At 62.2% G+C, this 24910-nt stretch carries 23 protein-coding genes and 2 pseudogenes; 11 read left to right on the top strand and 14 right to left on the bottom strand.

Features of this window, described 5'->3' with window-relative positions; genetic code table 11:
• Nucleotides 1-164 precede the first annotated feature (164 nt).
• The 9 genes from EJ070_RS00485 to EJ070_RS00445 form a co-directional block, all read right to left on the bottom strand.
• A complete protein-coding gene (locus tag EJ070_RS00485; RefSeq protein ID WP_126089911.1) occupies nucleotides 165-1148 on the bottom strand; it encodes a beta-ketoacyl-ACP synthase III in 984 nt (327 codons plus the stop codon).
• Complete coding sequence (locus EJ070_RS00480) at nucleotides 1145-2410, bottom strand: adenosylmethionine--8-amino-7-oxononanoate transaminase (RefSeq protein WP_126089910.1); 1266 nt, start codon at nucleotides 2408-2410, stop codon at nucleotides 1145-1147. Before EJ070_RS00480 ends, EJ070_RS00485 begins: the two co-directional genes overlap by 4 nt.
• On the bottom strand, nucleotides 2410-3045 hold the full coding sequence (bioD, locus tag EJ070_RS00475) for a dethiobiotin synthase (protein ID WP_126089909.1): 636 nt from the start codon (nucleotides 3043-3045) through the stop codon (nucleotides 2410-2412). Before bioD ends, EJ070_RS00480 begins: the two co-directional genes overlap by 1 nt.
• Entirely contained in the window at nucleotides 3042-4181 is a 1140-nt protein-coding gene (locus tag EJ070_RS00470) for an 8-amino-7-oxononanoate synthase (RefSeq protein WP_126089908.1), read from the bottom strand. The genes bioD and EJ070_RS00470 overlap by 4 nt, the downstream gene beginning before the upstream one ends.
• Nucleotides 4178-5146, bottom strand: coding sequence for a biotin synthase BioB (bioB, locus tag EJ070_RS00465; RefSeq protein ID WP_245456833.1), 969 nt, complete (start codon nucleotides 5144-5146; stop codon nucleotides 4178-4180). The genes EJ070_RS00470 and bioB overlap by 4 nt, the downstream gene beginning before the upstream one ends.
• A 207-nt stretch (nucleotides 5147-5353) precedes the next feature.
• Nucleotides 5354-6235, bottom strand: coding sequence for a carboxylating nicotinate-nucleotide diphosphorylase (gene nadC / locus EJ070_RS00460; RefSeq protein WP_185928335.1), 882 nt, complete (start codon nucleotides 6233-6235; stop codon nucleotides 5354-5356).
• A 1-nt stretch (nucleotide 6236) separates the two neighbouring features.
• Nucleotides 6237-7778 (bottom strand): L-aspartate oxidase, encoded by a 1542-nt coding sequence (locus EJ070_RS00455; RefSeq protein WP_029354892.1) that lies wholly within the window; start codon nucleotides 7776-7778, stop codon nucleotides 6237-6239.
• Nucleotides 7775-8749: a quinolinate synthase NadA gene (gene nadA, locus EJ070_RS00450; protein ID WP_029354894.1), complete on the bottom strand. Its 975-nt coding sequence runs from the start codon at nucleotides 8747-8749 to the stop codon at nucleotides 7775-7777. The genes EJ070_RS00455 and nadA overlap by 4 nt, the downstream gene beginning before the upstream one ends.
• Nucleotides 8750-8811: 62 nt before the next feature.
• Nucleotides 8812-9774 carry a hypothetical protein gene (locus EJ070_RS00445; protein ID WP_095521262.1) on the bottom strand — a complete coding sequence of 321 codons (963 nt, stop codon included), beginning with the start codon at nucleotides 9772-9774 and terminating at the stop codon, nucleotides 8812-8814.
• A 171-nt stretch (nucleotides 9775-9945) separates the two neighbouring features.
• Between EJ070_RS00445 and panB the strand changes: the two genes are divergently transcribed.
• The 4 genes from panB (at nucleotide 9946) to EJ070_RS00425 (ending at nucleotide 13229) form a co-directional block, all read left to right on the top strand.
• A complete protein-coding gene (gene panB, locus EJ070_RS00440) occupies nucleotides 9946-10782 on the top strand; it encodes a 3-methyl-2-oxobutanoate hydroxymethyltransferase (RefSeq protein ID WP_126089906.1) in 837 nt (278 codons plus the stop codon).
• Nucleotides 10779-11687 (top strand): pantoate--beta-alanine ligase, encoded by a 909-nt coding sequence (gene panC / locus EJ070_RS00435; RefSeq protein WP_126089905.1) that lies wholly within the window; start codon nucleotides 10779-10781, stop codon nucleotides 11685-11687. Before panB ends, panC begins: the two co-directional genes overlap by 4 nt.
• A gap of 97 nt (nucleotides 11688-11784) precedes the next feature.
• Nucleotides 11785-12504 (top strand): LuxR family transcriptional regulator, encoded by a 720-nt coding sequence (locus tag EJ070_RS00430; RefSeq protein ID WP_029354898.1) that lies wholly within the window; start codon nucleotides 11785-11787, stop codon nucleotides 12502-12504.
• 92 nt (nucleotides 12505-12596) lie between these two features.
• Complete coding sequence (locus EJ070_RS00425) at nucleotides 12597-13229, top strand: acyl-homoserine-lactone synthase (RefSeq protein WP_029354900.1); 633 nt, start codon at nucleotides 12597-12599, stop codon at nucleotides 13227-13229.
• Nucleotides 13230-13593: 364 nt separating this feature from the next.
• Here the strand turns inward: EJ070_RS00425 and EJ070_RS36720 are convergent, their stop codons facing one another.
• On the bottom strand, nucleotides 13594-13842 hold the full coding sequence (locus EJ070_RS36720; RefSeq protein WP_029354901.1) for a DUF6074 family protein: 249 nt from the start codon (nucleotides 13840-13842) through the stop codon (nucleotides 13594-13596).
• A gap of 535 nt (nucleotides 13843-14377) precedes the next feature.
• Between EJ070_RS36720 and EJ070_RS00415 the strand changes: the two genes are divergently transcribed.
• On the top strand, nucleotides 14378-15082 hold the full coding sequence (locus EJ070_RS00415; protein WP_029354903.1) for a Crp/Fnr family transcriptional regulator: 705 nt from the start codon (nucleotides 14378-14380) through the stop codon (nucleotides 15080-15082).
• A 488-nt stretch (nucleotides 15083-15570) separates the two neighbouring features.
• Here the strand turns inward: EJ070_RS00415 and EJ070_RS00405 are convergent, their stop codons facing one another.
• Nucleotides 15571-15960, bottom strand: coding sequence for a hypothetical protein (locus EJ070_RS00405; RefSeq protein ID WP_029354905.1), 390 nt, complete (start codon nucleotides 15958-15960; stop codon nucleotides 15571-15573).
• Nucleotides 15961-16670: 710 nt separating this feature from the next.
• Here EJ070_RS00405 and EJ070_RS36715 point away from each other — a divergent pair.
• The 4 genes and pseudogenes from EJ070_RS36715 to EJ070_RS00390 all read left to right on the top strand — a co-directional run.
• Nucleotides 16671-17642 (top strand): annotated as a pseudogene (locus EJ070_RS36715) (cation:dicarboxylase symporter family transporter); the annotation flags it as partial.
• Between the two features lie 856 nt (nucleotides 17643-18498).
• Nucleotides 18499-18777, top strand: a complete 279-nt coding sequence (locus EJ070_RS36710) for a thioredoxin domain-containing protein (protein WP_329609616.1) — start codon at nucleotides 18499-18501, stop codon at nucleotides 18775-18777.
• A gap of 82 nt (nucleotides 18778-18859) precedes the next feature.
• The gene (locus EJ070_RS36705) at nucleotides 18860-19054 is read left to right on the top strand and encodes a hypothetical protein (RefSeq protein ID WP_051695369.1); all 195 of its coding nucleotides are present in this window, start codon (nucleotides 18860-18862) and stop codon (nucleotides 19052-19054) included.
• A gap of 476 nt (nucleotides 19055-19530) precedes the next feature.
• Complete coding sequence (locus tag EJ070_RS00390) at nucleotides 19531-20532, top strand: zincin-like metallopeptidase domain-containing protein (protein WP_051695374.1); 1002 nt, start codon at nucleotides 19531-19533, stop codon at nucleotides 20530-20532.
• A gap of 149 nt (nucleotides 20533-20681) precedes the next feature.
• Here EJ070_RS00390 and groL read toward each other — a convergent pair whose 3' ends face one another.
• From groL to EJ070_RS00375, 3 genes and pseudogenes are all read right to left on the bottom strand, one after another.
• The gene (gene groL, locus EJ070_RS00385) at nucleotides 20682-22349 is read right to left on the bottom strand and encodes a chaperonin GroEL (RefSeq protein ID WP_126089904.1); all 1668 of its coding nucleotides are present in this window, start codon (nucleotides 22347-22349) and stop codon (nucleotides 20682-20684) included.
• 65 nt (nucleotides 22350-22414) lie between these two features.
• A pseudogene (gene groES, locus EJ070_RS00380) lies at nucleotides 22415-22708 on the bottom strand (co-chaperone GroES); the annotation flags it as partial.
• A 101-nt stretch (nucleotides 22709-22809) separates the two neighbouring features.
• Nucleotides 22810-23118, bottom strand: a complete 309-nt coding sequence (locus tag EJ070_RS00375; protein ID WP_126089903.1) for a hypothetical protein — start codon at nucleotides 23116-23118, stop codon at nucleotides 22810-22812.
• Between the two features lie 1010 nt (nucleotides 23119-24128).
• Between EJ070_RS00375 and EJ070_RS00370 the strand changes: the two genes are divergently transcribed.
• A complete protein-coding gene (locus EJ070_RS00370) occupies nucleotides 24129-24452 on the top strand; it encodes a DUF736 domain-containing protein (protein WP_029354915.1) in 324 nt (107 codons plus the stop codon).
• A 180-nt stretch (nucleotides 24453-24632) separates the two neighbouring features.
• A complete protein-coding gene (locus EJ070_RS00365; protein WP_029354917.1) occupies nucleotides 24633-24902 on the top strand; it encodes a helix-turn-helix domain-containing protein in 270 nt (89 codons plus the stop codon).
• Nucleotides 24903-24910 lie beyond the last annotated feature (8 nt).

Raw genomic sequence — 24910 nt, 5'->3', positions numbered from 1 at the left:
CTGGCCTTCGATGAGCGCTGCGATTTGAGCAAGCGGTTCGGTACTTAGACATCGCGGAGCACCGCACGGAACCAGCTCTATGGAGCTTGCCGGCGACTATTTACGTATTGAGCCATTCTCATAGTCTCATTCAATGAGCAGTCCTATGCGCAAGCGTTGCTTTGCTAAATTCCCACGACAAGCGCGCCGCCGCTGAGACCCGCACCCGCTGCCGCCAAGAGGACTTTCTCGCCAGGCCGAAACGGCTGCGCCCGATGGGCGAGCGACAATGAGAGCGGGATCGTCGCGGCGGAAGAGTTGCCATATTCGGCGATCGTCTTGACCATCGAGTGATCTGTGATGCCGAGGTTCCTGCCGACCGCGTCGAAAATGCGAGCATTGGCCTGATGCGGCACGAAACGATCGAGGTCTTGCGGCCTCAGTCGGGCAGCAGTGAGCGCATCTCTCGAGCAGGCGGTCATCATCTCCACGGCCTTGCTGAATACTTCACGGCCGTCAGTGATCGTCATCCGTGTCTGCGCGAGGTCGAGGTCGCCATGGAACGGCGTGTTGCTTCCGCCGGCGGGAATCTGGATCAGCCCGTAGCCCGAACCGTCGGAATCCACCGAAGCACCAAGAATGCCCCGGTCAGTGTCTTCGCACGGGCCGATCACCACGGCGCCGGCGGCATCGGCAAACAGCACGGCGCTGGCGCGCTCGGCCGAATTGATGCGGCGGCTGAGGATGTTGGCGGCGATGACAAGGCTCGCTTTGCCGTGCAGGCGGGTGAACCCGTCGGCGAACATCAGCGCATAGATGAAGCCGGCGCAGGCGCCGGTCAGGTCGATCGCGCCGGCGCGACCTAGTCCCAGCCGATGTGCGACCAGGGGCGCGCTTGGCGGCAGAAGATGATCGGGTGTGGAGGTAGCGAGCAACAGTAGGCCGATGTCGCCGCGGTCGATACCGGCATTGGTCAGCGCCATGTCGCCGGCGTGCGCGGCAAGGGCCGACAGCGTGTCTTCGTCCGCTGCCCAGAAGCGCGACCGTATCCCGGTGCGCTGCTCGATCCAGCCGGGTTCAAGCCCGAGACGATCTTCGATTTCCGGATTCTCCACCTTGCGCGCGGGCGCATGATGGCCAAACCCGAGAATGCGCGATGATCGGCTCATGGCTTTGAGCCGAAGCGTTCGCCGGCCTCCTCGATGGCGTCATAGAGCCCATCCAACTCGTTGCCGGTAATGCAATAGGGCGGCAGAAGGTACAGGACATTGCCGAGCGGGCGCACGAGCAGGCCGCGCTCAAGAAAAAAAGCGCGCAGTTTTGGCCCGATCTCGGCCAGATAACCGGCTGAGCCGGTGCGTAGGTCGAGTGCCGCGATGGTGCCGGTTGCCCGGCAATCGGTGAAGCGGGGGTTGTCGCGAAAGCGCTGGAGGCCAGCGGCCTGCATCGCGCTCGAGGCCGCGATCCGCTCGGCCACCGGCTCGTCGTGCCAGATCTCGACATTGGCAAGTGCCGCCGCGCATGCAATCGGATTGGCGGTGTAGGAGCTCGAATGGAAAAACGTCTTCTTGCGATCCTCGGAATAGTGAGCCTGGAAGATGGCATCGGTGGCGATCGTGGCGGCCAGCGGGATGGTACCACCGGTCAGACCTTTCGAGGTGCACAGGATGTCCGGCGAGACGGACGCCTGTTCGCAGGCGAACATGGTTCCGGTGCGCCCCCAGCCGGTCATCACTTCATCGGCGATCAACAGCGTGCCGGCGGCCTCAGTGATCCTCTTCAATTCGGTCAGAACCCAGGCCGGATACATGAGCATGCCGCCGGCGCCGAGCACGAGCGGCTCGACGATCAGCGCGGCGGCGCGCCGGTCGCGGGAGAGTGCCTCGAACCGATCCAGCGTTTCCTGCTCGCGCCCGGCGGCCGGGAAGGGGATGGTGTCGACCTCGAACAGCAAGGGCTCGTAGGCGGCGTTGAACACGCCACGGGCGCCGACGCTCATCGCCCCGATCGTGTCGCCATGATAGCCGTGCTCCATGACGACGATGCGCGAACGCGGCGCGCCGATGTTGCGGAAATAGCCGAGCGCCATCTTCAGCGCGACTTCGATTGAGGTCGAGCCACTGTCGGAATAGAACACCCGGTCGAGGCCGGCGGGTGCGAGGCCGACAAGCGCCTCGGCCAGGCGCTCGGCCGGCTCGTGGGTGAAGCCCGCGAAGATGATCTGGTCGAGGCTCGACGCGGTCGTCTCGATGGCCTTCATGATGCGGGGGTGGCGGTGGCCATGAGTGACGACCCACCAGGAAGAAATCGCATCCAGGATGCGGGAGCCGTCGGCCTTGTGGAGATAGGCGCCTTCAGTCAGCACGATTTCAGGGATCGAGGGCTCTAGCGCGTGCTGCGTGAACGGATGCCAGACTCGAGACTGCGCCATCAGTCGCCTCCGGCAATCATGGCCAGGTCGAAGCCGGAAATCATTGCATCTCTCAACGTTTCACCCGTCAGCGGACCGAGGTGCGGCAGCCTGCCGAGCTGCGGCACGCCGCCGAATTCCACGATTGTCCTTTGCGTATCGGCCACCTCTTCGCCCATGAAGGCAATGCCGATGAGCGGGATGGAGCGGGCTCTCAGGGCCTCGATCGACAACAGCGTATGATTGATGGTGCCGAGCGCGGTGCGGGCGCACAGTATGACCGGCAGCCGCCATTGTTCGAATATGTCAATGAACCTTGTCTGTCGATTGAGCGGCACCATCAGCCCGCCGGCGCCTTCGATGACGAGCGGTGTCGGCAGGACCGGAAATGAAAGATCGTCGGCCTCGATCGCGACGCCGTCGATTTCGGCTGATCGATGCGGCGACAGCGGCATCGCCAGTCGATAGACTTCGGGCAGCACGCGTCCGTCGGGCAAGCCGGAAAGCCGGGCAACGACCTCGCTGTCAGTCTCCTCGTCGAGGCCCGATTGCACCGGCTTCCAGTAGAAGCCGTCGAGCAGGCCGGCGAGCCCGGCCGAAAATACTGTCTTGCCAATTCCGGTGTCTGTTCCGGTGACGACGATGCGTTTGGTCATGCTGTGGCCAACACCTCGACGAGAGCCTCGACCATGGCGGAAATGTCGGTCTCGTCGACGTTGAGCGTCAGCGAAATGCGCAGGCGCGATGTGCCCTCGGGCACCGTCGGCGGACGTATGCCGCGTATGTCGAAGCCGCGTGCCTGCAGGGCCGCCGCCACCGCCATGGTGCGCCCAACGTCGCCGATGACAAATGGCTGGATCTGCGAGCCGCTGGGTACGACGCCGCAGCGCTCGGCCAATTGGCGGCCGGCGCAGGCAACGCGTTCCTGCAGCTGAGCGCGGCGCATGGGCTCGTCGGACAGAATAGTCAGCGCTTCGCGCGCCGCGACCGCCATCAGCGGCGAGGGCGCGGTGGCGTAGATGAACGGCCGGCACCGATTGACGAGATAATCGCACAGTGTCCTCGGCCCGGTGACGAGTGCACCGGATGCGCCGAGCGCCTTGCCGCATGAGTGGAGCGTGACGATGTTGTCGCGGCCTTGGCACGCGGCGGCCAGTCCCCGGCCGTCCGGTCCCCAGATGCCGGTGGCATGCGCTTCATCGACGACGATGAATGCCTGGTGCCGATCGGCCATCGCGACCAGGCTCTCCATCGGCGCGCGGTCGCCATCCATGCTGTAAAGGCTTTCGACGGCGATCCACACGCGCCCCATGCCGCCTTCGGCGCGCCAGCGGGTGATTGCGTCCTCGACAGCGTCGACGTCGTTGTGCGCGGCCAGCTTGAACTCGGCGCGCCCGGCCTGCGCGCCCTCATGCATGCTGGCATGGGCGAGTTCGTCGAGGACCAGCAGGTCGCCTTTCTGCGGCAGCGCGGTCAACAGGGCGAAGTTGGCGATGTAGCCGCTGCCAAAGAACAGCGCACGGTCGGCGCCGAAGAATGCCGCGGCGTCCGCCTCCAGTTGCTCATGTTCCGGTGCGTTGCCGCGCAACAGCCGCGACCCGGTGGCGCCAACCGGCGTGCCCCGCGCAATCGCCGCCGCAACCGCTTCGCCAAGTCTTTTGGAGGCGGCAAGTCCGAGATAATCGTTCGACGAGAAGTCGAGACCGGCGCGCGGTGCGAGCGTCCGCAACCGGTCCTTGCGCGCCAGTCCGCGCAAGGATGCGTCATAGCGGGCAAGAATTGCCTCGTTCATTGCGTGGCGAGTTCCATCGGCTCGATGCCGAGACGCTGGAACAGAAGGCTATCCTTGTCCTCGCCGGGATTGTCCGCCGTCAGCAGCGTGTCGCCGACAAAGATCGAGTTAGCGCCGGCAAAGAAGCACAACGCCTGCGTTTCGTCGCTCATCGCCGTCCTGCCGGCGGACAGCCTTACACAGGATTTCGGCATCATCACCCGCGCGAGCGCAACGATGCGGACGAAATCGATCGGATCGATGGCGTCGGCCGCGGCAAGCGGCGTGCCTTCGATGGGAATAAGCATGTTGATCGGCACGCTTTCCGGCGGCTCGGGCAGGTTCGCCAGCGTGACCAGCATGTCGATGCGATCGGTCTTTTCTTCTCCCATCCCGACGATGCCGCCGCAGCAGACTTTCATCCCAACCGCGCGCACGTGCCCAAGCGTTTCCAGCCGGTCGGCAAAAGTCCTGGTTGAAATAACCTCGCCATAGTAGCCCTCAGAGGTATCGATGTTGTGGTTATAGTAGTCGAGACCGGCCTGCTTCAGGCGAGCAGCTTGCTCAAGATCGAGCATGCCGAGTGTCATGCAGGTCTCCATGCCGAGCGCCTTGACGCCCTCGATCATGGCGACCACGACGTCCATGTCGCGCTCCTTGGGACTTCGCCACGCCGCGCCCATGCAATAGCGCGTTGCGCCGCCATCACGCGCCTTGGCCGCTTCGTCGATGACATGCTTGACGTTCATCAGCTTCGACGCCTTCACCCCGGTTTCGTAATGCGCAGACTGGCTGCAATAGCCGCAATCTTCGGGGCAGCCGCCGGTCTTGATGCTAAGGAGCCGCGACAGCTGCACTCGGTTTCGATCGAAGTTCTGGCGGTGGATCGTCTGAGCTAGGAACAGCAGATCGTTGAATGGCATGCCGTAGATGGCCTCAGCCTCTTTGCGGTTCCATCGCGGAGGCGTTCCATCGACCGATTGCATGGTCTGGTTCACGTCGAACTCCGAGTTCATTCCAACCGTCATCGTCAAACCTTTGTTGCTAGTCCGGTACGCCTTCAGGAGTCTGTCGACCGGCAAGCCCGGTCCGACTTGGCTTTGGAGCGCACTCGCTAAAAGGCGAGCTGCGGCACGTCTTCCCACCGCCTTCCTACGCCTGCCGAGCTGATGTTGCTCCTCATGCCGTAATCCTCAGTTCAAATGCTTGCAGATGTTCTGGTGGTCCGGCATGTCCAGGCCGATGTCGAGGATCGGGGCGCTGTGCGTCAGCCATCCCATGGAGATGAGATCGACACCGGTCGCCGCAATCGCCGCCGCCGTTTTCGGCGTCACCCGACCGGAAGCCTCGGTGATCGTACGGCCACCCACTATAGAAACCGCGCGGGCAAGATCCTCGACCGACATATTGTCGAGCAGCACCGCGTCAACACCAATCGCGAGCGCTGCATCGAGCTGCTTCAGCGTGTCGACCTCAACCTCGACCTTCACCATATGCCCTGCGGCGGCGCGCGCCCGCTCTATTGCTGTGCGGATATCGCCGGCGATCGCGATGTGGTTGTCCTTTATGAGCACGCCGTCATCGAGGCCGAAGCGGTGATTGGCACCGCCGCCGACGCGCACGGCGTATTTTTCCAATACCCGCAGGCCGGGCGTCGTCTTTCGCGTCGATACGATCCTCGCCTTGTGACCGCGCACGGCCTCAACCATCGCCGCTGTGGCAGTGGCAATGCCGCTCAGCCGGCATAAGAAATTGAGGGCAGTGCGTTCGGCCGTGAGCAGGCCTCGCGCGGGTCCGGACAATTTTGCAATGGTTTCCCCGGCCCCGACATCGCTGCCATCAGGGCGCCAGATCTGGATGTTGATCGCGGGTTCCACGAGCAGGAAGGCGTACGAGACCAGATCGAGCCCGGCAACGACGCCCGCCTGCCTCGATTTGAGCACCAACGTGGCAGTGCAATCATGCGGGATAACCGCATCGCTGGTCAGGTCGCCGCATCTGCCCAGGTCTTCGAGGAGCGCACCGCGCACAATCGGTTCGATCAGGGTCGCGGGGAGGGGGGAGAATGAAATCATATCAGGTGCTCCGTATGGTAGCCCGGCAATCGAGTGCGGCCGCGGCCCGCATTGCGCTGTGCAGTGTCAGCCGTGATGGGCGCGCGTCGGCATCGTGGAGCGGGAAATCGGACCGACAGTGCGCGCCTCGACTCTCTTCCCGCCCCAGGGCCGCCACGGCGATCATCAGTGAGACCAAAGCCGGACCAGAGGCAGCGACATTGTCAGCTGCGATCGGCAGCAGGGTCGCCACCGCTTCGCGCATTGCCTCGCCGTCGCGGATGATACCCAGGGCGGCGGAGACAATTGGGCGGACCGCGGAAGCGTCTGGTCGTGGAGGGACGAATGTGGAGCATCTGCGCGGTCGCCGGGTATACGACGTGCCGGCAACGCTTTCGGCAACCCAGCTCGCGGTGACCGCCGCTTCGGTGAGCGAGTTGCTGGCCAGGCGGTTGGCGCCGTGCAGGCCGGTACAGGCGACCTCACCGCAGGCCCACAATCCCTCGATGGAGCTGCGGCCGGCGCTGTCTACGGCGACGCCGCCCATGTGATAATGTGCCGCCGGGCGCACCGGGATCGGGTCGGTCGCGGGGTCGACCCCTGCGCTCCGGCACAATTCGGCGATGCCTGGAAAACGCTTGCCAAATCTCGGGCCGAGACTTTGCCGTGCATCCAGGAATACGCGGCGTCCAACGGCAAGCTGGTGCCAAATGGCGCGCGCGACGACGTCGCGAGGCGCAAGTTCACCGCCAGGTGTGTCAGCGAGGAAGCGCTCTCCTCGCTCATCGATGAGCACCGCGCCTTCGCCACGCACGGCTTCGCTCACCAGCGGCATCGGCCGGCGCGGACCGTCGAGCGCAGTTGGATGGAACTGTATGAATTCCAAGTCGGCGAGTTCCGCCCCCGCCCATGCGGCGAGCGCCAGCCCGTGACCCCATGAGCCAGCGGGGTTTGTCGTATCGCAAAACAGCCCGCCGACGCCGCCGGTCGCCAGCACCGCGCGACGCGTGGGCAGAGCGAGCGCGCCGGCTCGTCCTGCGGCGACCACGGCGATGACCGACCCGTCCTGCACGACCAGCCGGCGGACCTCCACATTTTCGATAGTGGTGATCGAGGCTGTACGCCGAACCGCGGCGATGAGCACGCGCACCAACTCGCGACCGGTGGCGTCGCCGGCTGCATGCACAATCCGCCGTCGCGAGTGTGCCGCCTCGAGCCCAAGTCGCAACGCGCGGTCAGGGTGCTGGTCGAAGGCGACGCCGAACCTTTGGATCGTCCTAATCGCTTCGGGTGCAGCTCGGACCACTCGCCGCACCGTGGCCTCGTCGCAGAGTCCGTCGCCGGCAGCTATCGTGTCGCAAAGGTGAAAATCCGGGCCGTCGTCGCCGCCGAGACTTGCCGCAAGACCGCCCTGGGCAAGCTCACTGCAGGCTCCGGTTCCAAGCGGCGCGTTGGTCAAAAGCACGACCGGTTCCGGCGCCAGATGAAGCGCCGTCATCAGGCCGGCAATGCCGCCGCCGATGACGACCGGCGCCCCGGCGATGTCGCGAACCTCCAGGCTCATAGGGAAAGCATGCGCTCGACCGCGCGGCGGGCGGGGCCGGCAATTTCCGGATCAATCCGGACCTCATGCCGGTTCTGCTCGAGCGCGGCGCGAATGTTGGCCAGGTTGATGCGCTTCATGTGCGGGCACAGGTTGCATGGGCGAACGAACTCGACGTCGGGATGCGCGACCGCGACGTTGTCGCTCATCGAACATTCGGTCAGAAGGACGACACGCGTCGGTTTCTCCCGCTCGACATAATCCGACATCGCTGCGGTCGAGCCGGAGAACTCCGCCTCCGCGACAACGTCTGGTGGGCATTCTGGATGGGCCAGCACGATGACGCCTGGATGGGCATCGCGCAGTTCCCGAATGTCTGCTGCGGTGAAGCGCTCATGCACCTCGCAATGGCCTTTCCAGGCGATGATCTCGACGTCTGTATCGGCTGCCACGTTCCTCGCCAGATATTCGTCCGGCAGCATCAGCACACGCGCCACGCCAAGCGATTCCACCACCGCCTTCGCGTTGCCGGACGTGCAGCAGATGTCGGACTCCGCTTTTACGGCGGCCGATGTGTTGACGTAAGTAACAACGGGGACCCCCGGATACCGCAGCCGCATTAACCGCACGTCGTCTGCCGTGATCGATTCGGCCAGCGAGCAGCCGGCGCTGAGATCCGGGATGAGCACGGTCTTGTTCGGATTGAGCAGTTTTGCCGTCTCGGCCATGAAATGAACGCCGGCAACCACGATGATGTCGGCGTCGACCGTCACCGCCTTGTGGGCCAACGCCAGGCTGTCGCCGACGATGTCTGCCACGCAATGAAAAATTTCGGGCGTCTGGTAATTGTGCGCCAGCACCACCGCATTGCGCTCACGCTTCAGCGCTAAGATGGCTTCAATATCGCCGGCGAACGCGAGCCATTCAACGGGAGGGATCACCCGCCGGACACGCTCATACAGGGACGCAGCCATAGGTAACGCCCCAGCCATTGACGCCTCGATTATATTCGGTTTGACAATAAGGGAATATGTCTACCTTGACTATAAGTATGTCAAGCCCGCGCCAGCGGTAATTTTGTCCCGGCGATAGCCCTGTCGTCGAGAACGGCATGGCGGAAGCGATAAAGCTTCGCCGGTCGGCCGCCCGTGTCGAGGGAGGTCTCCCCAGTCTCCTCAACAAGATCCTGCTGCTCGACCAGTCTCCGGAAGTTGGGCTTGTTGATGAGCCTGCCAGCCAGAGCTTCCACGGTTCGCTGCAGTTGCAGCAGCGTGAAGGAAGGCCGCATAAGCTCGAACACGACCGGCCGGTATTTGATCTTCGAACGCAGCCGCGCAATCCCGGTTGCCAGAATGCGACGGTGGTCAGCGACCATTGGTTTGCCAGCCGCGGCCGCAATCGCGTCCCTGCCGCCACCGGCCTCTTCAATCAGAGCAGCTTCATAGAGCAACTCGTAGCGTTGGAGCGTGAGTTCCTCGTTCCAATGGCGGTCGTCGAAGCCGAAGGCTATCGCAGCGCGCTGCCGGCGCTCGCGTTGAGTGGTCGGCTCGCTGGCGCTGCCGGCCCACTCAATCAGGCGGGGCCGCAATCTATCGAGCAGCACAGGCGGCGTGCCGAAGCGGTGGTCCTCCCAGGGAAAATATTCGTACCAACTTTGCCAGCCGCACGCGGTCAAGTTCGTTGCCTGTTCCTTCCTGGTCAATGCGAGATAGCTGATTGAGATGACGCGCTGGTGGCGCTCAGTGCCGATGCGATCGCGATCGGCGAAGGTGTAGAGTTGCTCGATGTATCCCAGTGCATGGCCAGTCTGCTGCTCCACCCACCCCCTCAAACCCGACTGCAGCGATCGATGCTCAAGCGCAAAAGGTCCAGAAGGGAGGGTGTCCGCATGACCGACGGTGAGGACACAGGGCTCACTGTCGTTAACGGCGACCACGACGGCAGTCAGGTCCACTTTGGCTTCGTCAGCTTTGACGGCGGCTTTGCCTTTCTTGGTTCTTCTTGTCTGAGGATCCATGTTTGCGAAAGTGGGTTGGCCCAACGGAGCGCCTTAATCGATTGAATGTACCCTTGGCAGCCAGCACGTCAACACCGTACTACTCAAGCACTGTTTTTAGCTCTTCGCAGTCGCACAAAAATATGCCAAACGCGACCCCGCTGTTGGTAACGTAAGGGAAGGGGGCGTCGGTTGAGCGCGGCTGGTGAGATAAAAGGGATTAACCCTCCAGATATTCGATTGCGAAAAGGCCAAACGCCACTTGTATGCTTGACGGCCTACACCACGCCGGTCGCGAGGCTACTCGATCGCCACTGCGACATCGTTCTTGTCGGCGACAGCGTCGGCATGGTGCTGCACGGCCTGTCGTCGACGCTGGGCGTCACGCTCGACATGATGATCATGCACGGACAGGCCGTTCGCCGCGGCCTTGAACACGCGCTGATGGTCGTCGACCTGCCCTTCGGTTCCTACGAGGAAAGCCCAGAGCACGCTTTCGGCAACGCTGCGCGCGTGATGGGTGAGACCGGTTGTTCAGCGGTGAAGCTCGAGGGCGGCGAGACCATCGCGGAAACCATCCGCTTCCTTACCGCGCGCGGCGTACCTGTCATGGCCCATGTGGGGCTGACGCCGCAGGCGGTAAACACGTTCGGAGGCTATCGTGTGCAGGGCCGGGGAGCCGATGCAGAGCGGATCAGGCGCGACGCCAGGGCGGTAACCGAGGCGGGCGCCTTCTCCTTGGTGCTCGAAAAGATACCGGAGCAGCTTGCACGGCAGATAACCGCCGATATCGACATACCCACCATCGGCATCGGTGCCTCGCCAGCTTGCGACGGCCAGATTCTGGTGAGCGACGATATGCTCGGGCTCTTCACCTCATTTCGGCCGAAGTTCGTCAAACGCTATGCCGAGCTCGGTGAGCAGGCTGAGGCGGCAATCGCCGCTTACGCCACCGATGTGCGGAACCGGCACTTTCCGGCGGTCGAACATCTCTATGTCAACGCCTTGAAGGCCGGAGACTTCACATGAGCGTGCCGATCGCTCGAACCGTGAGCGAGCTGCGCGCCGTCGTTGCGCAATGGCGTCGCTCGGGTGCCACGATCGGTATTGTGCCGACCATGGGAGCCTTGCACGACGGGCATCTGAGCCTTGTGCGGAAGGCGCTTGAAAGGGCCGAGCGGGTGATCGTGACGCTGTTCGTAAACCCCAAGCAGTTCAACAGCCCCGCCGACCTGATTGCCTATCCTCGGACGGAAAGCGAAGATGCTGCCAAGCTCGCGCCGCTGGGCACGCATCTGCTCTATGTGCCGGACGCAGAGGAAATGTACCCGGCGGGCTTCGCCACGGTCGTTTCAGTGTCCGGCATCAGCGAATGCCTGTGCGGCGCATTCCGGCCCGGCCATTTCAATGGCGTGGCGACGGTCGTGGCCAAGCTCTTCCTGCAGGCCGGCGCTGACTTCGCCTTTTTTGGCGAAAAGGATTTTCAGCAACTTCAGCTTGTCAGGCGCTTGGTCCGGGACCTCGACATTCCGATCACTATTGTGCCCTGTCCGACAGTCCGCGAAGCCGATGGTCTTGCGCTATCGTCGCGTAACGTGCGGCTCTCCCCAGCCCAACGCGCCATTGCCCCAAAACTAGCATCGGTCCTGCTCGATACGGCCGAGCGGCTTGCACGCGGCTCTCCCATCCTGCCTACGCTCGATGAAGCGCGTGCAACAATTCTGGCTGCCGGCTATCGCGAGCTCGAATACCTGGAGCTTCGCGGAGAAACAGACCTGCAATCGTTAGCAAGCCTTGACCGATCGGCACGCTTGCTTGCTGCGGCTTGGCTTGGCGACACGCGGCTCATCAATAACGTCGCAATATCACCCATCGGTAGTTGGTCAGGTGCGCGGAGCTCTCTCCAATCGGAAGCAGCACAGCAATTGCGGTGATGACGGCGGCGCGTCGCGCCCTGCAGGGACAGGCCATTATTTAGAACCACGTCTCCGCCCGGCTTCCAGCAACCTCCGCGAGGTACGCAAAGCGCAGATGCATCGCGTATTTGAAACCTTGGTCGAGCAACTCTCTGCAAGCGTCGATGCCGTCGATCTCCATGAGGCAATGGCGTCCGCCGCAGCCGGGTTCGACTTTCCGTTCTTCGCTTATTTCACCTACCCATCCGCTTCCGGCGACACGCCGCGATTGATCTCGAATTATCCATCATCATGGACATCACATTACCTGCAACTGCGCTACCACAGCGTGGATCCCGTGATCCTGCGGGGACTGCGAGGCTGGGATACCTTCGACTGGGGTGTGGACCGCGATCACCGTTATTTGCCGACCTCGCAGCAGGAAGTCCTGGAAAAAGCAGCTGAGTTCGGCATTCGCGGCGGACTGACCATGTCGATGCATGATCATCGCGGCCGGTTCGCCGCACTGACCTTCGCCTCCAACGAGGCGCATCCGCCACTTTTGAGGTCGCTGACGCGCTACGAAAAAGCAATGCAGTTGGTTGCGATCAACGTTCATATCCATGCCCGGCGCAGGCTCGCCGAAGATTGCGTGGTAGATGGCATAACGCTCACCCCGCGGGAGTTCGAGTGCCTGAAATGGGCGGCGTGCGGCAAGTCGGCCTGGGATATCAGCCAGATTCTCGGTGTCTCGAAACGCACCGTGACCTTCCATCAGGAAAACGCCAAGGCGAAGCTTGGCGTGCGAACCATCAACCAGGCCATAGTGCGGATGGCTGCTCGGGCGAGATCCTGATCCTCTCCAAGGCTAGCTGTAAAGGTCTACAGGCTGCATTCATGACGGCTTTGCCCTTCGATTGCGTGGACACATCCCGCACGGAGACGACAATGATGCAGCTGATAACACCCGACTGCTACGCCGAGTTCGCGAGCGAACTCAGGGAAATGCACGGGCTTAGGTATCGGGTTTTCAAGAAGCGGCTCGATTGGGAAGTGCAGACCGAAGGCGAAATGGAAACGGACCCGTTTGACAGCCTGAACCCCGTCTACCTACTTCTCAAGGGGTCCGATTGGCGAACTTGCGGCTGCGTCCGCCTTTTGCCGACCACCGGACCGACTATGTTGCGCGATACGTTTCCGGCGCTGCTGGATGAGATGGTGGTCCCTGCGAGTGCCGATATCTGGGAGAGTAGTCGTTTCGCGCTCGATCTCCCTGCGACAGCGCCGAAGGCTGCTGGCGGCCTGGCACAAGCAACCTACGAGCTCTTCGCGGGCATCATCGAATTCGGCTTGGCCAACAATCTCTCCGGGATCGTAACGGTGACAGATACGCGCATCGAAAGGATCCTTCGTCTCGCGACCTGGCCGTTGTCACGTATCGGACAGCCCCAGCAGGTCGGCAACACCGAGGCAGTCGCCGGCTTCCTCGAGATTTCCTACGCCAGTCTCTTGCGCATCCGCTGGAGGGGACGCCTGAACGGGCCGGTGTTGTGGCAACCAGTTCTCGTCCAATCGGCATAGCGCCTGCGGATGGTCAGCCGTGACCTGGGTTAAGTCTGCTCACGGCCGCCACCGCCCGCCGTCAAGCTGAGCGGACCCGGCCCCACGAGCATTCGACTGTTCCGGTCGATCGACTCGCGCGGCCGGACTTCGGATTTCCGTAGGCGCAACCCGCAGTCCAGCGTGAGCACGCCAAAGTGGCGCCCGTCCGCTTGGAAAGAAGCCAATGTGGCTTCTGAGATCGCCTTGGAATATTGGACCGGCCGCCGTGAGCGATCCCAACCTCAAACCTTTGCCGGTATGCCGGTTTGGCCGGACCGTCGGCCAGTCGGAGCAGTCCCCCGATAAGGACCCGAGCTGACGCGCGATCCAACAGCGCCCAAGCCTATGCTATGTGCATTACCGTTCGGTTGGCCATATCGTCCAAGACCGCATGAAGAAGCCTTCCAACCTCCTGCGCAGCGAACTCTGGCGCAATTCCTACATCGGACAATTGAATGAGCATTTTCTTGGCAGCACAGCGCCAGAACGCACTCGCCGCCTCGCCGTTCTTGGTCTCGAGGGCCTGGGCGATACTTTCGACCAATGTGCGTCGCCGATGCAGCGGAAATACGCAAATGTTTGAGTCATGCATCAATCACCTCACAGTTTCAGTTCCACAAAGAAAACACCGGCGTCTTCAAAAGCGCCGCGCTAGCGCGGTGACGGTTCGCGGCGACATGACGAGTTCCACTTCCCCTCGACAAGCCATTGGGCGATGAGCCGCCGGACCGCACATCCGGACCGCACATAAGGTGAACCACCATTGCTGATCCGGCTGCGTTTCCTGTGCCGTTCCGCGACGAGGCGTTCCAGCCCGAATTGACGTCCAATGACTTGATTTCTGAAAGGGCAGGGCGGCACGAATCACCCGACTGTTCCGCCGCTTACATTCCTGCGAGCTTGTGTATGAATGATTAAAGCGTGCCCGAGCCGTTCTTGGTGGCCGCAGAAGGGAATCATGTCATCCGCGCCTATCGTAAGGCCGCGCGACTTCTAGCATGGCTGCACTGCCCCGACAGGGCTTTGCAATCGCGCGTTTCGAAGCCTATGCTTGGCATCGGCCGTCAGTTACTTCGGATGCAGCCGACAGTAAGAGGTACGCGCTCTTGCCCGCATGAGAGAGAGCCTTGCCCGAATCCCTTTTTCGCAACCGGGTGCTGAAATCCCTTTCGCCGGAGGACTTCGCGCTGTTGCGACCATCGCTGCATCGCGTCGAACTGGACATCAAGGCTCAGTTGGAGATCGCGCATCAGCCGATCAGGAATGGATATTTTCCCGAGAGGGGCATCGCCTCGGTGGTCGCCACCATGACCGGCGGACGGCAATGTGAAGTCGGCATTATCGGATATGACGGGATGACAGGAATTGCTCTCATTCTCGGACAGGACAGCTCTTCCAACGAGACCTATATCCAGGTCGCAGGCAATGGCTGGCGCCTGCCGGTTGAAATCATTCGTCCTGCGGTTGCGGAAAGCCCGTCGCTGCGCACGTCAGTGCTGGACTATGCCCACGCGTTCCTTGTCCAGTCGTCCCGGACGGCACTGGTCAATGGCCACTCCAAAATCGAGGAACGGCTGGCCCGCTGGTTGCTGATGATCCATGACCGCTCTGACGGAGACAAGATCTACCTGACGCATGAATTTCTGGCGACCATGCTCGGCGCCCGCCGTCCCGGGGTCACCACGGCCCTGCAAATGCTTGAATATCGAGGACTTGTCCGTGCCAAGCGCGGCGAGGTCACGATTATCGACCGCGTCGGATTGATGGAACTCACGCATGGCGCTTACGGCGAGGAGGAGCAACGTTATTTCGGCCTGGCCACCGCTGCCTGATTGTCCGGTATCGGACATAGGCTTGAAGGCTGCCGAACTCCCGTCCTAGATCGTGTCAGTCAGAGTTTCAGGGAGGCGGGTGAAAAAGCCGCCGAAGCCTATGTTCTGTCCAGAGGCAAGGCCCGGTTCCTCTCCACCGCCCAGGCGATCCGCGCCATTCGAACGCTTATGCCGGCGTGCAAAGCGACCGATCGCGAGTTGAGGAATTGGTGGCGGCGACGTCCATCGTTCACGGTGTGCCCGTCGCCTTCGACGCAAAAACAGCCGAGGGAGTAGAACCACGGCTGCATTCCTAGGAGGGCATGCCGCGCCGTCCAGACTGTCAGATCGGGCATTCGTCAGATGGTTGTCCGCTAACTTAACTGGCAGAGTCTACAGGACGTGTCCAGCATTGCGAACTCACCGATCGCTTGGCGGCCAAAGCTGCCGGCAAGCGATCGCCTCATCCAGCCGTCTGCACCATCTCATCACAGACATCATCGGTGATGCTACCTGCCCAGCATATGTCCAGCATTTCGCAGGGCGGCCAGAAGGAGCCTCGCATAGCCTGTGACATCGATCTGGGCCTGCATGGACAGGGGCATGCTGGTCCAGTTCTCCAATGGTGCAATGAAAGGTGAGAAGGTGCCATTGACAAGGCAACAGCAGCTAACAAGGCCCTCTCGGTCCAATGCCACCACACCGATCTTGTCGCCTGGATATCCAATGGCTGCGACTCGCTGGACCTCCAGGTCACCGTCAACCCGCACGTCGAAAAGAAGGCTACCACGGCTCCTCGTGGCTATCTCAGCCGCCTTCTCATCAAAGCTTGAAGAGAGCAAGCGGACGCTTTCCACCGCCATCTGGAAAATCACCAAATCCAGTTCATTCACGGCCATATGGGCAATTGCGCGCAATGGGTGGTGATTGCAATGACACACACTGCTTGTTCACAGATGTCGGTCACGAACGATCATTCGTCGGGTTCCGGTTCCGACCAACGGTGTGGCCACCTGATCGTGCTGCGGTTCGAACATTCCTAACGCGAGCCGAGCGCTGTTGATGAGGATGGAGTCTAGGTCTCGGGCCCTGCCTCGCGGCTTGCTCATCCTTGGCAGACCCCTTGCAACGCCGCCGCGATGGCGCAAACGCCAGATGACGCTGATCCATCGCTTAATCGTGAACTGAGCTTCTGAACACCCTTGGTGGGACAGCAGGGTGGAAGGGCTTGACCAACGCTGCCGCCGTTTTCGAAGAGGGCCCGTCCTCGATTGAATCTTTGGAGCCCCGTGCGGCGCGCAGGAAAATGTTGACCATCTGGACGCAGGTCCCAGACCCCAAGGCAAACAGGGAACCTTCCAGCCAGCCAAGCTGCGCCGAAGCAAAGAGCGACCTTTGGAATTCCCAAGAACGGACCCTTCCATAGTTGACTGGCAACCGCAGCGCGAGTGCGGGAGAGCGAACAAGCACTGCGTGAGAGGTCCTGCGCGTTTTCCCCTCTTTGCTATTTGGCACATCGCTTGCGCCGAAGTGGGCGCAGCGTTCGACCGGAGCACTGCATGGGAGAAGGAGGAGCCCCACCCCGATCCGGTCAAGGAGAGAAACGGTGTTGGTTCCACAAGTCCCCATAGCGAACGCAGCGGCCCGCAAGCGCCATTTTGCCCGGGCCTACGTGCAGATGCTTGCCGCCATAATCCTGGGTGCTGCAATCGGCTATTTCCATTTGGAGACCGGCCAGAGCCTGAAGCCGCTCGGCGATGCCTTCGTCGATGTCGTCAAGATAATCACCGTACCTGTCATCTTCCTGACAATAGCGACCGGCATTGCCGGCATGAGCGATCTGCAGAAGGTCGGCCGAGTTGCCGCCAAGGCGATGGTTTATTTCCTCACCTTCTCGACACTTGCACTCGTTGTCGGACTGATTGTCGCGAATATCGTTCAGCCTGGCGCCGGCCTCAACATCGATCCGGCCTCGCTCGATGTCCAAGCCGTTAAGGGCTATGTGGCCACGGCTCACGAGCAGTCCGTGACCAGCTTCCTGATGAACATCATCCCATCAACCATTGCCAGTGCCTTCGCGGAAGGCGACATCCTGCAAGTCTTGTTCTTCTCGGTCCTGTTCGGCGCGGTCTGCCGCTACAACGGCCGCTCGATCTTCTCTCTCGTCCGATACATCAAGGACGAGCTGCTGCTCGCAACGTCCTCCTCGGAGGCCGCGCTGCCCTCGCTCATGGAGAAGATGGAAAAGGCCGGCGCCACGCATTCGGTCGTGGGTCTCATTCCATTCAATCTGGACGGCACGAATATGATGCTCGCCGCCCTCTTCATCGCCCAGACGACGAAAACTGATCTGCCGATCGGCTGCCGGATCCTCATGCTGTTCGTCGCATTGTTCCCTTCGAACGGAACAACCCGCATTACCGGTGCAGGCCTCGTCACAATGGCTGCAACGCTCTTTCTTGTTCCGGCCGCACCGGTCACCTCCGTGGGTCTTATTCTTGGCGTCGATCAGCTTATGTCCGAATGCCACGCGCTGACGATATTTCTCCGCAGCGTAGCGGCAACGCTGGCTGTCGCCCGGTCTGGGGCGAGCGGGATAAACGACGATTCGGGGAGCGCCTCACTAGCGGACCGTTCAGCGCTCTGGCGGTGGACGGTCAAGTCGCCCGGCGTGGTGAACGCAGTTCCCCGCGCGAACGACGCTCAGCTATTGGGGTGGGCCCGATGGCGCAAAGCCGTATTTGAGAAACCGCCAGATCGCACCCGCACCTGTGCGCCTGTAGCAACTGCGGGGCACGATCAAAAGCGACCCATTTTACACCGAAAAGGCGGGCCGTTGCTGCCACGCCGTCCATGGATTGGAGCCTCATGTCTAAGACAACGGCCACCACTCTCGCGGTTCTCCTTTTTCTCCTCGCCGTGCTGCTTTCCGTGCTGGCGAGCCATAATAGCGCGCACCCGCCGCGGGAAAGGCCGCCCCCGCCCATGCAGTCGTGCCAATGGACAGTCAAAAGTGGAGCGGCGCACTCGTCAACGACCCCGCTTCGCCAAATCGCCGGCAACCCGGAAGGTCCGGGGACCCTTCAGCGCTCTGCCGGGCGGACGGTCAGTCGCCCGGCGTGGTGAATGGCGGTCGCGGTTGCCCGGCCCGCGCGAACGACGCTCAGCTGGGTGGGGTGGGCCCGATGGCGCAAGGCCATCTTTCCAGAAACCGCCAGAGCGCACCGGCATCTATAGCTGTGCGCCCTCGCGACTGCGCCCTGTGGCAAGTGCGGGGCTCGATCAAAAGCATTTTACACCAAAAGGCGGGCCGTTGCTGCCACGCCGTCCATGGATTGGAGACTCATGTCTAAGCCGACTGCCATCACTGTCGCAGCTCTTCTTTTACTCCTCGCCGTGCTGGCGAGCCAATATAGCGCGAACCTGCACCGGCAGGCGTGGTCGATCGACAGGCAAAAGTGGAGCGGCGCATTCGACAACGACCCCCTTCGCCAATCGCCGGCAACCCGCAAGGCGATGCCGTTCTGGTCATATTCAATGACTACCACAACTGTCCGCATTGCAGACTGGCAGATCTCAACTACCAAAAAGCCTTCAAGAATGATCCCAATCTGAAGCTTGTGATCAGACGGTTCCCGGTCCTGGGACCGGATTCCCAATCGCACTCGCCTCGAGAAAACAGGGAAAGTTCGACGAATTCCACCGCGCCCTTATGACTTCCCCCAGTTGGATCATTGAAAGGATCACTCTCAAGATCGCAGCGCGTGTGGGCCTTGACGTGGAGCAGCTCAAGCGGGAATGCAAGATCCGGCCATCGCAGATGAACTTGCGCGCGTCCGCGCACTCGCGAAAGGTCTGCACATCGACCGTACGCCCGCGTTGGTGGTCGGCGATATAGTGATCGCCCACCTGGTCGACATGGCCAGCTTGCAACGCTTGCTCGCCGATGCGCGCTCAAAGCGTGCAGGCTCTCGTGCGGGGCAGCATCTGTAGATCGGCCACGCTGTTGTTGCCGGAGCGTGCCGTTTGTGGCAGCTGGCTTTGCTGTTGCTCCTCGGCATCTTGTTGCGGTCATCCAGCTGCCGTGGGCGCCAACAACAATCCTGAGCGCCCGCGCCTGAAGGCGCTGGCCGGGTGCTCGTGAACCGAGCCCGCTTATCTTCGCCAGGCTCAGGCGGTCTTGGCCCTGCGGCTTCGCCCCCTGGCGCGGGGCAGCCTTCGGCTGCTGACGGTCGCCGGCCTGTCGGCCGGCGTCGTTTTTATCGTGGCCTTCCCCGGTGGCGCAGGGCGGGCAGCACTCCCTTCTAGGCCCGCCGCGGCGTCCCGCAACCCTTCGCTTTCGCTTCGGGTCCTCCACTCCGTTCCGGTCCTGCGGATGCAGTCCGCCTCCGACGTCGGGCCTTTCCGGTCGCTTTCGCCGCCCACCCCGCTTCCGGGGAGGGCGCGATTGAAGAGCGGAGGACATCACGATGCGTGCAAACAACAAACGTTGCGGCAGCCGACAGGCTGGCGCAGAGAGTGGCGGGCGCACCGGCGCCAGCCTTTATCAGGAAATCACCGACCGCATCATTGCCGAACTGGAGCGCGGCACCGTGCCATGGGTCAAGCCGTGGGGCAGGGCAAGGACAGGCCTCGGCCTGCCGCGGAATGCGGCCACCCAGCGCCGATATTCCGGCATCAATATCCTGATCCTGTGGGGCGGGGTCATCGATCGCGGTTTCCCCAGCCAGAACTGGCTCACCTTCCGGCAGGCGCTTTCCCTAGGTGGCAATGTCAGGAAGGGTGAGCACGGCACCACCATCGTTCACGCTGACCGCTTTGTTCCCAAGAACGAAAAGCAACGCGCCGACACCGATGGCGACGAACCGCAGGCGGTGCCCTTCCTGAAGCGCTTTACCGTCTTCAATGTCGCGCAGTGCGATAATCTGCCCGAACATCTTTATGCCGCCGGCGAGCCTCTGCCTGAGCGCGAGATGGTCCCGCAGGCCGAGGCGCTCATTCATGCAACCGGCGCTGATTTTCGCATCGGCGGCGAGCGCGCCTTCTACATGCCCGGCAGCGACACCATACAGGTGCCGCCGCAGCCGGCTTTCTTCCACCAGATCGACTATTACCGGACCTGCTTTCACGAGCTTGGCCACTGGACCGGCCACCCGACGCGACTCGCGCGCGACCTGTCCGGCTCCTTCGGGTCCAACACCTATGCGCGCGAGGAACTGGTCGCCGAAATCGCATCAGCCTTCATCTGCAGCAGTCTCGGCATCGAGCCGACCGTGCGCCATGCCGACTACATCGGCTCATGGCTGACGGTTTTGCGCGAGGACAACCGCGCCATCTTCCGCGCCGCAAGCCATGCCTCGAAAGCCGCCGATTTCCTGCTTGGCCGCAATGCCGATGTCGAAGGCGAGGCACATGCCGAAACCGCCTATGGAAGCGCGCAATCATCACACGCGGCCGCCTTGCGCCTCTGATGACGCAAAAGCCGCGCAACCAACTCGACAGTTCTTTTGAGGTTGCGCTAACATGGCCGGCGTTGGCGCCGATCGTTTATCGGATCGAGGTTCGCAAAAAAAGGGCGGCATTGCTGCCGCCCCTCGTTGCGAAAGCTGCCAGAGCTGGATTAGAAATCCATACCGCCCATGCCGCCCATGCCGCCCATGCCGCCGCCACCCATGCCGCCAGGCATGCCGCCGCCGCCAGCCGACTCCTTCTTCGGAGCCTCCGCGATCATGGCTTCGGTGGTGACCAGCAGGCCGGCCACCGAGGCCGCGTCCTGGAGAGCGGTGCGGACAACCTTGACCGGATCGACGATGCCCATGGCGATCATGTCGCCATATTCGCCGGTCTGGGCGTTGTAGCCGAAGGTCGCGCCCTTGTTCTCAAGGATCTTGCCGGCAACGATCGATGCTTCCGCACCGGCGTTGGCCGCGATCTGGCGGGCCGGAGCCTGCAGCGCACGACGAACGATGTTGATGCCGGCGGCCTGGTCGGCATTGACGCCGGTGGCCTTGATGTTGGCCGAAGCGCGCAGCAGCGCGACGCCACCACCAGCAACGATGCCTTCTTCGACGGCCGCGCGGGTCGCGTTGAGGGCGTCATCGACGCGGTCCTTCTTTTCCTTGACTTCGACTTCCGTCGCACCGCCGACGCGGATCACCGCAACGCCGCCGGCGAGCTTGGCCAGACGTTCCTGCAGCTTCTCCTTGTCGTAGTCCGAAGTGGTCTCTTCGATCTGCTGCTTGATCTGGGCAACGCGGCCCTGGATCTCGGCCTTCTTGCCGGCGCCGTCGACGATGGTGGTGTTCTCCTTGGAGATCGACACCTTCTTGGCGCGGCCGAGCATGTTGAGGCCGACATTCTCGAGCTTGATGCCGAGGTCTTCCGAGATGACCTGGCCACCGGTGAGGATGGCGATGTCTTCCAGCATGGCCTTGCGGCGATCACCGAAGCCCGGCGCCTTGACGGCGGCGATCTTCAGGCCGCCACGCAGCTTGTTGACGACCAGCGTGGCCAGAGCCTCGCCTTCGACGTCTTCCGAGATGATGAGCAGCGGCTTCGAGGTCTGCACGACGGCTTCGAGAACCGGCAGCATGGCCTGGAGGTTGGACAGCTTCTTCTCGTGCAGGAGGATGTAGACGTCCTCGAGCTCGGCAACCATCTTGTCGGCGTTGGTGACGAAGTAGGGCGAGAGGTAGCCGCGGTCGAACTGCATGCCTTCGACGACTTCGAGTTCGGTCTCGGCGGTCTTGGCTTCCTCAACCGTGATGACGCCTTCGTTGCCGACCTTCTGCATTGCTTCGGCGATCATCTTGCCGACCGAAGCATCGCCGTTGCCGGCGATGGTGCCGACCTGGGCAACCTCTTCGGAGGTCTTGATCTTCTTGGCGTTCTTGATCAGCGTCGCAACGACGTCGGTTACCGCGAGGTCGATGCCGCGCTTCAGGTCCATCGGGTTCATGCCGGCGGCAACCGCCTTGTGGCCTTCCTGGACGATCGACTGCGCCAGAACGGTCGCGGTCGTGGTGCCGTCGCCGGCGATGTCGTTGGTCTTCGAAGCAACTTCGCGGACCATCTGCGCGCCCATGTTCTCGAACTTGTCCTCAAGCTCGATTTCCTTGGCGACGGTGACGCCGTCCTTGCTGATGCGCGGGGCGCCGAACGACTTGTCGATGACGACGTTGCGGCCCTTGGGGCCGAGCGTGACCTTCACCGCGTCGGCGAGGATGTTGACGCCGCGCAGCATGCGCTCGCGGGCATCACGGGAGAATTTTACGTCTTTGGCAGCCATTTTTAGCTCCTGGCAGGGGCTTCAATCGAGCCCGGGAATTCAGTTGACGAAAGGGCCTGATATGAGCCGATGATGCCCATGATGTCGGATTCCTTCATGATCAGAAGGTCTTCGCCATTGAGCTTGACTTCGGTGCCCGACCACTTGCCGAACAGGATGCGATCGCCGGCCTTGACGTCCAGTGGGACGAGCTTGCCGGCTTCGTCACGGGCGCCGGAACCAACGGCGATGATCTCGCCTTCCTGCGGCTTTTCCTTTGCCGTATCCGGGATGATGATCCCGCCAGCGGTCTTGGATTCGGATTCGACCCGGCGAACGACCACGCGGTCATGCAGCGGGCGGAACTTCGACTTTGCCATTTTCGGATTTTTCCCTGGTGCGGATGTTGAGGGGTTTTTGTTAGCACTCGCGATGGACGAGTGCTAACGCGATAGTGAGGTAGGCTGTAAGCGGGCACTCGTCAAGACGGACGAGGGCAGGCGAGGAGCTCTGGCCCCCTCCCCGGTGGAACCCAACGCATACGCGCATCCGCGTTGATGGCTGCGAGCCCCACATTTCCATTGAATTCGGCGTCATGACGCCAACTTGCGCGCGCCGCTTCCAAGTCGTCAGTCGTGCTGCCGTCAGCACGAACATAGGGCTGCGCTTCACTTCCCGTCGAAGCCGCGGCAAGCAGCGTCGCCGTCAGCACGCTCCTTTGCAGATGCTTGCCAAAGGTGGACAGTGAGCGCACCTGCGCCGGGCTGTTGGTGCGAACGTAAGACGTCATTGACAACTCCTTTTTGCAAGTCGAGCCCTTCTCCACCTTCGGCCGCCGTCGACGCGAAGAAGTCCGCATCGCGTTGATGACGAGCTGCGAAAAAGAGAAAGATGTGTTTGATGGCTGCGGCCCCAACGGTGCCTTCAGATTTGAGATCACTTCCGCCGCGAGCGGCTGAAGCTCCTCGCAACGTCACAATCGAATCTGCTGCCAAGCCTCCAGGAAAGGAGAGCATTGCTCATCTCGCGCTTGTGCATGCAGTCAACCTTCGATCCGTGTTGCCACATCTCAAGTGCAAATGCCGTGCCAAAGCTCACTGGGTAGTGAACGCATGGCTCTCCCTGAAAACCTCACAAATCCAGCATGGTCAATTGTGCGGAACCCGACATGCGTCTTCTGCCACTGTCAGCTTTCGGACAGGCATGACGCGTTTCGCGCCGACCACCGGTCGATCGGTTTTGGGGCCGGTCTGTTCGCCTCATAAGAGCGCGTCACGTTGCGTAGCGGTTTCCCGAGCGCCGCCACATGACACTGGACCTGCAGGTAGCACCGGCTTCTCATCCAGCCTTGCTTTGGCCCCTTCGCGTATCAAATTCCCGCTGGCGAGCCCTGCTTTCATAGATCGCACCATGCCGGATGTCTGCTCTGGCGCCCGACCCGCTGGCACGATCTCGATCCGGCATAAGGGCGCAGCATCTTTGCAGGCCGTTTCATCCCGGCGTCCTGCTTGGCTGAAAGACCGCACTTGGCGAGCGGTCTCCATGCTCTCTCCAAGGACCATCCCTGCGGCTGGCTTGTCGACCTATGGGCGGGTCCGGCCGCCCGAAACCCTCGCCATCAGCTTTTTTCCCCGCCGCCTGCGGCGGCTTCCTCGCGCCGCTTCGCTCACAAAAAAGCTGCCCGCTCGGATCCTTCGCTGTCGCTGCGGCCCTGTCGGATTCAGGCGGTCCTGACGCGCCCATTACGGTGCGCCATCGCAGGGGATGGTCCCCGGCGAAACCACAAAAGGAGACTTCGAAATGACCGCGATCGGTTACGTCAACAAGCAGGAAAACGGCGCCTACAAGGGCCAGCTCAAGACGCTCAGCGTCCGCGCCGACATCGATATCGTCCCCAACCAGGCCAAGAGCGCCGACAACCATCCCGACTTCCGGGTGCTTACGCAAGGAGTCGAAGTTGGCGCCGGCTGGATCCGCACCGGCGAGACTTCCGGCAAGGATTATGTGAGCCTGTCGATTGCAGCGCCGGAGTTCGGACCGCGCAAGCTCTACGCCAATCTCGGCCGCGCCGCCGGCCAGGACGATCACGACACCTACGCCATCATCTGGAACCCGGCCGACTGACCGGCCGAGATAGAGCCTCGCGCCGCAGCCCCGGCGCGGGGCTCATTCCCAGGAGTTCCACCCAAACCCCGTCCGCCCTAAAGGGCGGCGAAAACTCTCCCCCGACTCTTCGCCCGTCCCCGAGACGATCTCCCTCGCCCATCCTCGCCCTCGCTTGTCCGAAGCGAAACGAGGATCATCATGGACGACGAAAACGAACGCGCGGCCCGCGCGAAAAAGGGCAGCCCGTTTCTCAGCACAGCCCAAGCCGCCTTCTATATCGGGCTCTCCCAGCGCACGCTCGAAAAGATGCGGCTCAAGGGCGGCGGCCCGAAATTCCGCAAGCACGGCCGCTATGTCCGCTATCACATCGACGAACTCGACCATTGGTCGAAAGGACACCCGCAGCACTCCACCGCCGGCGATGGCAAGGCCGGTTCCGGCCAGGGCGGCACGGGAGGCCGTTCATGAGGCGGCGC

The sequence above is a fragment of the Mesorhizobium sp. M1E.F.Ca.ET.045.02.1.1 genome (genome assembly GCF_003952485.1).
Taxonomy (GTDB): domain Bacteria; phylum Pseudomonadota; class Alphaproteobacteria; order Rhizobiales; family Rhizobiaceae; genus Mesorhizobium.
The sequence above is the reverse complement of the archived record's forward strand: the minus strand, read 5'-3'. Positions and strand labels throughout refer to the sequence as shown.

Coding starts and splice junctions, on each gene's coding strand:
- EJ070_RS00485 (WP_126089911.1), bottom strand. CDS start 1,148: ATGAGCCGATCATCGCGCATTCTCGGGTTTGGCCATCATGCGCCCGCG.
- EJ070_RS00480 (WP_126089910.1), bottom strand. CDS start 2,410: ATGGCGCAGTCTCGAGTCTGGCATCCGTTCACGCAGCACGCGCTAGAG.
- bioD (WP_126089909.1), bottom strand. CDS start 3,045: ATGACCAAACGCATCGTCGTCACCGGAACAGACACCGGAATTGGCAAG.
- EJ070_RS00470 (WP_126089908.1), bottom strand. CDS start 4,181: ATGAACGAGGCAATTCTTGCCCGCTATGACGCATCCTTGCGCGGACTG.
- bioB (WP_245456833.1), bottom strand. CDS start 5,146: ATGCAATCGGTCGATGGAACGCCTCCGCGATGGAACCGCAAAGAGGCT.
- nadC (WP_185928335.1), bottom strand. CDS start 6,235: ATGATTTCATTCTCCCCCCTCCCCGCGACCCTGATCGAACCGATTGTG.
- EJ070_RS00455 (WP_029354892.1), bottom strand. CDS start 7,778: ATGAGCCTGGAGGTTCGCGACATCGCCGGGGCGCCGGTCGTCATCGGC.
- nadA (WP_029354894.1), bottom strand. CDS start 8,749: ATGGCTGGGGCGTTACCTATGGCTGCGTCCCTGTATGAGCGTGTCCGG.
- EJ070_RS00445 (WP_095521262.1), bottom strand. CDS start 9,774: ATGGATCCTCAGACAAGAAGAACCAAGAAAGGCAAAGCCGCCGTCAAA.
- panC (WP_126089905.1), top strand. CDS start 10,779: ATGAGCGTGCCGATCGCTCGAACCGTGAGCGAGCTGCGCGCCGTCGTT.
- EJ070_RS00430 (WP_029354898.1), top strand. CDS start 11,785: ATGCATCGCGTATTTGAAACCTTGGTCGAGCAACTCTCTGCAAGCGTC.
- EJ070_RS00425 (WP_029354900.1), top strand. CDS start 12,597: ATGATGCAGCTGATAACACCCGACTGCTACGCCGAGTTCGCGAGCGAA.
- EJ070_RS36720 (WP_029354901.1), bottom strand. CDS start 13,842: ATGCATGACTCAAACATTTGCGTATTTCCGCTGCATCGGCGACGCACA.
- EJ070_RS00405 (WP_029354905.1), bottom strand. CDS start 15,960: ATGGCCGTGAATGAACTGGATTTGGTGATTTTCCAGATGGCGGTGGAA.
- EJ070_RS36705 (WP_051695369.1), top strand. CDS start 18,860: ATGCAAGATCCGGCCATCGCAGATGAACTTGCGCGCGTCCGCGCACTC.
- EJ070_RS00390 (WP_051695374.1), top strand. CDS start 19,531: ATGCGTGCAAACAACAAACGTTGCGGCAGCCGACAGGCTGGCGCAGAG.
- groL (WP_126089904.1), bottom strand. CDS start 22,349: ATGGCTGCCAAAGACGTAAAATTCTCCCGTGATGCCCGCGAGCGCATG.
- EJ070_RS00375 (WP_126089903.1), bottom strand. CDS start 23,118: ATGACGTCTTACGTTCGCACCAACAGCCCGGCGCAGGTGCGCTCACTG.
- EJ070_RS00370 (WP_029354915.1), top strand. CDS start 24,129: ATGACCGCGATCGGTTACGTCAACAAGCAGGAAAACGGCGCCTACAAG.
- EJ070_RS00365 (WP_029354917.1), top strand. CDS start 24,633: ATGGACGACGAAAACGAACGCGCGGCCCGCGCGAAAAAGGGCAGCCCG.